This window comes from Coleofasciculus sp. FACHB-1120, from assembly GCF_014698845.1.
Taxonomy (GTDB): domain Bacteria; phylum Cyanobacteriota; class Cyanobacteriia; order Cyanobacteriales; family FACHB-T130; genus FACHB-T130.
In genome coordinates this window covers 80,889-87,230 of record NZ_JACJTV010000024.1, presented here as the reverse complement: position 1 = coordinate 87,230, position 6,342 = coordinate 80,889, and the positions used below count along the sequence as shown (strand labels likewise).

The following is a 6,342-nucleotide window of genomic DNA, read 5'->3' as shown; positions in this document are numbered from 1 at the left end:
AGAGATGCACCACCTCCATCAAGTGGTCAATTTGACCGAAGAACGGCAGCGCATTCTCCGCTTCCTGGGGGCGGCTTGCCAGAAATACTACCTACTGGTTTGAAACCCGCGGAATGTGGGCTATAAGTCATGCTCAGTGAAAGTTTGGAGATTTTGTGGGAAAACTTAGATGCCAAATGTCCCATTTCAGAATCCCTTGTGCTACCTTAATAGGTGAGAATAAATTCGGTTGCAGTGTTTGTTTATAGTATTGATAGGTGTTTTCCTTTTGGTCTTGACAGGCTTCTCTCCGAAATTCAAATCTCTACACCCCTCTGATTTTGGAGACAATCTATGTCTATTTATGTAGGCAATCTATCCTACGAAGTTACGCAAGAAGACCTCACTGGAGTTTTTGCAGAATATGGTTCTGTAAAACGCGTCCAGTTACCCACCGATCGGGAAACAGGTCGTCTACGCGGCTTTGGTTTTGTTGAAATGGGTAGTGAAGCTGAAGAAACAGCTGCCATTGAAGCGCTTGATGGCGCTGAATGGATGGGTCGCGACTTGAAAGTTAACAAGGCGAAGCCCAAAGAAGATAGAGGCCCATCTGGTGGTGGTGGTCGCGGAAACAACAGCTTTTCTCGCCGCTACTAAGTTTTAGAAGCTGAACCCTTTGAATGCGTCCTTGCAAAAGTTGATTCACAAAGGGCGGAGTAATTTGTAAGCTTAATTAGTTTCAGTTACTCGTATTTAACTTAAAAAAGCTTAAGCATAAATGCTTAAGCTTTTTTATTTGGGCGTAGGTCTCTCAAGTGTGGCGATTCAAGATGCACGTCAACGAGTGAAATTTATCGTAATTCTCATTTAGAAGCAGTACAGTTTACTCTCATCTCTGCTCCCTGCTTTTCGGTGAGGAGATTGGGAGGAAAGATTCCTTTTTCTGAATATAGATTTAAAGTGAATGGCACTGACATAAGGAGCCTGGAAATAAATTCCACGGTGAGAAGGTATGTCAAGATAAGGCTTAGCGAGTGAGCTTTAAACCGTTTCAACGAGTTTAAGCTTTTAGTCCAAACTTTAGTTTAGAGCTAAAGTTTGGACTAAAGTTCAGGGCTATTCAATTAAAGTCCCTGTGTCCGCCAAATTCTCACATTTTTGTCATAACTACCCGTTGCAATCGTCTGTCTATCAGGGCTAATGGAGAGGGAATAAATTGCGCTAGAATCACCCGTGAGGGTTGTAATTTGTTTCCCAGTTTTCAGGCTCCAAATTTTAATGGTTCTATCCTCGCTCCCACTGGCGAGAAACTGTCCATCCGAACTAATAGCAACTGCATAAACCATGTCTGCATGCCCTCTAAGGCGACCCTTGAGCTGACCTGTAGTCATATCCCAAAGGTAAATGATTTTGTCAAAACCCCCACTTATAAGCGTCTGTCCATCTGGGGTGATTGCCAAGGAATGAACCGCATTTGAATGTTTTCTGAGGGTGCGGATTAGTTGACCTGTGGATAGGTTCCAAACTTTAATCGTTTTGTCCTCAGAACCACTCACGAGGGTCTGCCCATCTGGAGTGAAGGCAACAACATCAATCCCATTAGAATGCCCCGTTAGGCTTAAGATTTGTTCGCCGGAGGTTAGATTCCAAATCTTGATCGTGTCGTCCTTACCCCCACTGGCAATAAACTGCCCGTCGGGGCTAAAAACGACCGAATCAACTGAGCTAGAATGCCCCCTGAGAGTGCGAATTACTTGCCCTGTAGAAAGATTCCAAATTTTGATTGTATTATCATGAGATCCACTGGCGAGAAGCTGCCCATTGGGGCTATATGCAATTGTAAAAATCGGTTTGAAATGCCCCGTAAGGGTGCCAATTTCTTGTCCGCTGGAAAGATCCCAAAGTTTAATCGTGTTGTCAGAACTGCCACTGGCTAAAGTTGTTCCATCGGGACTGATGGCGACAGCATTTACCCAATTTGAATGCCCTCGGAGGGTGCGTTCTAGCTGAGCGTTTTCCCAAGCGTTTAGGTTCGCTACTGCAACAGAAGCATCAAGGGGAGCGGCGTTTGCCTTGATGTTAGTGGGTGAAATTGTAAAGCTCGTAGCGATGAGTGTGGCGAGCGCGCCTACCGTACCGACGAAAGTCCTAGTTTGAGGAGAAAACATAAAAATAAGAGACGAATGGGAAGAAATTTTGCACATCTGCTGAATATGGGCAGTAATTGCAGAATTTTACGGGTTGTTTCTTAATATAGATGGCAATACCCGCTCCGCATACTCTCTGCGGTCAGAAGCTGTCTTCTGAGTAAAAATTTATCGATTCTCTGCATTAGTTGAGACTCCCGATCGAACAACCAGCGTGTGAAGCCCAGCGATCGCGTCAGCGAATCGCCCTAAGACTTATTTCTCAGACTTATAGAGCGATCGCGCTGGTTGAAAGTTCCATCTTCGGTGCTAGGGATGGGGGTTAAAAGGATTGCCACCACATCCCAATTCGGCAACTTCTTAGTGAGGTAGCTTGCTCAACTCAAACCAAGTACGCGAAGCGACAATTCCATCTGCGACCAAGCCACGGGAGCTTTGGAAGCTTTTCACAGTATTCTGGGTGATAGGCCCAAAGATACCATCAGGAATCAACTGTAGGACTTTCTGAAGGGTTTTAACGGCTTCGCCACGGCTACCCAGCTTTAGTTCTGGCATATTAACGGGGGCACCAGAGTAAAGAGCTTGCCACGTCTTAGCGCCAACAATCCCATCTTCTACTAGAAAGACGCGGTGCTGAAAAGCTTTCACGGCATTTTCAACGGGGAGGTCAAATAGTTCATCGAAAGGCGTGGCATAATAGCCCCAATAAGCGAGGAGTTGTTGTAGTTCAGCCACTGCGCGATCGCGGGAACCTCTACGCAAAACTGGCTTTTTAATGGCATTGGTAGCCGCGGCTTGAGGAGTGATGGCTTCAAATTGATTGGTGGATTGCATGATGAATTTTCCTGGGAAGTGTTGTTTCTACGCTTCCAATCTACTGATGGCAGCCCCGCTTCCCCTTCGCCCTGCTAGGTGTATTTAAACTCACCTTAACCGCTCACCCATTGGTATGAGGCAATACCCATTCGGGCGTTGCTACACGATGCGCTCATCCTGGTGAATTAACCAGTTGTAAAATTTGCACAGGTGTCAACTCCTGCACATTGCTGAAAACCGCAGCAGCACCCGCAGCCTTGAGAGCATTTGCATAAGCATCCCTTTGTTGCTGGGTTTCCTGAACGTGGGGTGGCAAAATTCCCACTGCAATCCAACGCCGGTGAGGGTGGAGCGATTCTCCTTTGGAGACGCTACGCGATCGCGCCTTTTCAACCGTGTAAATATCAGCAACCGTATCTCCCACATAAATAACCGGGGTTGAGGGGGGAATTGGAGAGCTTTTTTCCAACGCTTGTACTGCCGCAAACAGCCCTGTCGGATCAGGTTTACCCGGAGCATCTTCCATCGCAATCAGTAATGGCGACTTTAAACCCAGGCGTTGCTCCAAAACATAATTAGCCGATCCCCGAGTAGCACCACTAAAAAATCCCCACGGAATCCCAGCCGCTGTCAGATGCTCTAGATAGCTCGGCTGTAATAGCAGCGGTTCATCACAGATATAACCCGTCCAATGGTGCGGATCTGGCCCTCGATATCGGGATTGGAAAAAAGCAACCAAAACGTCATAATCAAGGCTCAGTTGCGATCTTTTCTGTCCAGAACTTTCAAAGTAACGATATACCAACTCTTGGGACGCCTCCCAATCGTTATTCCACATCCCTTCCAACTTCAGCCGGTCAATTTCCTCTGGAGTTGGTCGGTAAGCACCCTCAGTAAACTGCTCCACAGTATCAGCCAGCGCCCGTCGGTAAGATCCCCCAACATCTCGCACCACACCGTCAATATCGAAAACGACTAAACTTGGGCAACTAGATTCTTGAACCACTGCAAAGCACCTCCCAATCCCAATTAAAATATCCAATGAGCAAACACATAGCTATCCACGATCGCCTAGGTGTAAAATAGTCGTTTGTAGAGTATTCAACAAGCCTGGGGCTTCCCTGGAGGTGTGATTGTCGAGGTTTATTTTAAAGGTTCTCTGGCTGGAAGAGAACGTTGCACTAGCAGTTGACCAAGTAGTAGGCAAAGGCACCAGCCCTCTGACATCTTACTTTTTCTGGCCTCGGAACGATGCTTGGGAACAGCTAAAAAATGAGTTGGAAGCTAAGCATTGGATTACCGATCAAGAGCGCGTCGCGTTGCTCAACAAAGCGACAGAAGTGATTAACTACTGGCAAGAAGAAGGCAAACGCCGTTCTATGTCTGATGCTCAGGCAAAATTTCCAGAAGTCGCCTTCACAGGTAGTGCTTAAGAATTCTCCTGTGCATCTGCCAGAGTTTAATGCTTTTGTCCTGCTGCCAAAGCACTTCGGAGTTGAGCAAGAGAGATAAGCTAACCTTTATGTGACTAAAGAGGTTAGCAATTTCTTTTCTAAGGCTAGACTTTCGTGCTTAGCAACTGGCGATCGCTCATTTTTGTATAGGGCGTATTGTTCCTGTCACCCTGAAGCGGTGGGACAATCGGTATGTCGCTAAAACAATCCGAACAAAGAGAAACCCGTTTTCTTCTCAGAAAACGGGTTTCTCTTTGACTACCTCTATACCAATCTCTAGAATCTTACAACTGGCTCTATTCTTGCCGATAGCTAATCGGTTTTTGTGCCGATTTACCATTTGCTGCTGCTACACTGGTGCGTCCAGTAATACTGCGGAAATAAATGCCCCCGATGGTAAGCAAAAACAGCACGTAACTGATTGCTTGAACAACGTAGAGCTTATCGGTATATCCGAACAAGGCGCTAAAAAGTAGCCCAGGAAACTTGTCATCGGGAAAGATTTGGGTCGTATTCCAAACCATTGGTCCCAAAATACAAGAGGGATTTTTAGCAAACCGTTCGTAATAGAAACACAAAGCTTCTGACTTCCGATCCATCTGAGCTAAGGTAGCAACTGCTGAGTCAAAATGGCTCAACGAGGAGACGACTAAACCCGCAACAACTAAAATCAATAAAACGCCCATTACCTGGAAAAATAGGCGGATATTAATCCGAATTCCCCACTTGAATAAAGCAACGCCAATCCCAGCGGCAACTCCTAAGCCTGCTAAAGCACCCAAAGCGGGAATTAAACCTTGTTGGAATTTGGCAAGGATAAACAGAACAGTTTCAAAACCTTCTCGCAGAACCGCGATGAAAATCAGGCTGAAAATCCCCCAACCGGAACCCCCTTCTTGCCTCAGAGCCGATGTAACGGCTCCTTCGACAGATGCTTTCATCGATCGTGCCTGCTGAGTCATCCAGATGAGCATCCAGCTGAGCATTGCGATCGCGATTACACTGAATACACCTTCTAGAAGTGGCTCCAGCACGGGTGCAAACGGTTGATTGGATTTCGAGAGAGCTTGAGCTATCCAGGCTAACAGAACGCCTACTAAGGCACTGGCGGCAAGTCCAGCCCCAACCCCTCCATAAACCCAAGGGTTCAGGGAACTCTGCTTGGCTTTTTTTAAGCAAGCCAGCACAATTCCTACCACTAGGGCAGCTTCAACGCCTTCCCGGAGGGTAATCGCAAAGGTAGGTAGCGCAGAACTAAAATCCATAACAATTGGTAATTGGTAGTAGGGAATTGGGAGCCGGGGAAAAGTTGTAGAGATGCGATTTATCTCGTCTGAGTTTTGAGTTTTGAATTATCGCAGTTATTACACCAGTGAGGGACTCCAAAATTCACGATGCTCAAGCTTTCTAGTTTTGAGAATGTACCTCACATAACGAGAAGCACTATCAGAACTTTCTTCTAACTCAAAACTCAAAACTCAACACCCTGCTGACCCATTACCCATTAGCTAAAGTCGCGCAACATCTTTTTGATTTCTATGGTGTGCATTTCTTCGGTGCCAATCATCGTGCGGGCAAATTCTTCCAAGTAAATGCTGGCATCTGCAACCGTCTCCAGCAAGGTTTTATAGAGGTCTAGCGCTTTCTTTTCATGATTGAAGCTTTCCCGCAAGATGTCCTGCACCGAATGCTGATAGGTTTCCTCTATGGGAGCAATCCGCAGACTGGGATGTCCCTCTAAACCTGTCAAAATTTCTCCTGCTTGTTGGGCATGAGTCAAAGACTCGGTTGCCTGCAACTTGAAAAACTCTACAATCGGAATCCGATTGGGGCCAATTACCATCAAGGAATAGTGGGTATAACGTACCACTCCTGCCAGCTCAAATTCCATGATGGTGTTTAGCAGGTCAATGGTCTTTTTTTGGTCAAGCTCTTTCATGCTTTCG

Annotated in this window: 8 protein-coding genes; 3 read left to right on the top strand and 5 right to left on the bottom strand. The window is 46.3% G+C overall.

The features are described from left to right. Positions 1 to 333 precede the first annotated feature (333 nt). Complete coding sequence (locus tag H6H02_RS19420) at positions 334 to 636, top strand: RNA-binding protein (RefSeq protein WP_190820775.1); 303 nt, start codon at positions 334 to 336, stop codon at positions 634 to 636. 467 nt (positions 637 to 1,103) lie between these two features. On the opposite strand, the gene H6H02_RS19415 is transcribed toward H6H02_RS19420, so the two are convergent. Then, entirely contained in the window at positions 1,104 to 2,147 is a 1,044-nt protein-coding gene (locus H6H02_RS19415) for a WD40 repeat domain-containing protein (RefSeq protein ID WP_242040783.1), read from the bottom strand. 167 nt (positions 2,148 to 2,314) lie between these two features. Between H6H02_RS19415 and H6H02_RS19410 the strand changes: the two genes are divergently transcribed. After that, on the top strand, positions 2,315 to 2,452 hold the full coding sequence (locus H6H02_RS19410) for a hypothetical protein (protein ID WP_190820773.1): 138 nt from the start codon (positions 2,315 to 2,317) through the stop codon (positions 2,450 to 2,452). A gap of 34 nt (positions 2,453 to 2,486) precedes the next feature. Here H6H02_RS19410 and H6H02_RS19405 read toward each other — a convergent pair whose 3' ends face one another. Both H6H02_RS19405 and H6H02_RS19400 read right to left on the bottom strand, forming a co-directional pair. After that, entirely contained in the window at positions 2,487 to 2,960 is a 474-nt protein-coding gene (locus H6H02_RS19405) for a peptidoglycan-binding protein (RefSeq protein ID WP_190820772.1), read from the bottom strand. 154 nt (positions 2,961 to 3,114) lie between these two features. Further along, the gene (locus H6H02_RS19400; protein ID WP_190820771.1) at positions 3,115 to 3,948 is read right to left on the bottom strand and encodes a TIGR01548 family HAD-type hydrolase; all 834 of its coding nucleotides are present in this window, start codon (positions 3,946 to 3,948) and stop codon (positions 3,115 to 3,117) included. Between the two features lie 127 nt (positions 3,949 to 4,075). Between H6H02_RS19400 and H6H02_RS19395 the strand changes: the two genes are divergently transcribed. Further along, complete coding sequence (locus tag H6H02_RS19395) at positions 4,076 to 4,375, top strand: 30S ribosomal protein PSRP-3 (protein WP_190410816.1); 300 nt, start codon at positions 4,076 to 4,078, stop codon at positions 4,373 to 4,375. Between the two features lie 317 nt (positions 4,376 to 4,692). Here H6H02_RS19395 and H6H02_RS19390 read toward each other — a convergent pair whose 3' ends face one another. Together H6H02_RS19390 and H6H02_RS19385 are read right to left on the bottom strand one after the other, a co-directional pair. After that, on the bottom strand, positions 4,693 to 5,661 hold the full coding sequence (locus H6H02_RS19390; protein ID WP_190820769.1) for an FTR1 family protein: 969 nt from the start codon (positions 5,659 to 5,661) through the stop codon (positions 4,693 to 4,695). A 239-nt stretch (positions 5,662 to 5,900) separates the two neighbouring features. Next, positions 5,901 to 6,335, bottom strand: coding sequence for a ferritin-like domain-containing protein (locus H6H02_RS19385; protein WP_190820767.1), 435 nt, complete (start codon positions 6,333 to 6,335; stop codon positions 5,901 to 5,903). Positions 6,336 to 6,342: the final 7 nt, after the last annotated feature.

Bases quoted from the DNA above. Each gene is read 5' to 3' on its own strand.
- H6H02_RS19420 (WP_190820775.1), top strand. From the start codon at position 334: ATGTCTATTTATGTAGGCAATCTATCCTACGAAGTTACGCAAGAAGAC.
- H6H02_RS19415 (WP_242040783.1), bottom strand. From the start codon at position 2,147: ATGTTTTCTCCTCAAACTAGGACTTTCGTCGGTACGGTAGGCGCGCTC.
- H6H02_RS19405 (WP_190820772.1), bottom strand. From the start codon at position 2,960: ATGCAATCCACCAATCAATTTGAAGCCATCACTCCTCAAGCCGCGGCT.
- H6H02_RS19390 (WP_190820769.1), bottom strand. From the start codon at position 5,661: ATGGATTTTAGTTCTGCGCTACCTACCTTTGCGATTACCCTCCGGGAA.
- H6H02_RS19385 (WP_190820767.1), bottom strand. From the start codon at position 6,335: ATGAAAGAGCTTGACCAAAAAAAGACCATTGACCTGCTAAACACCATC.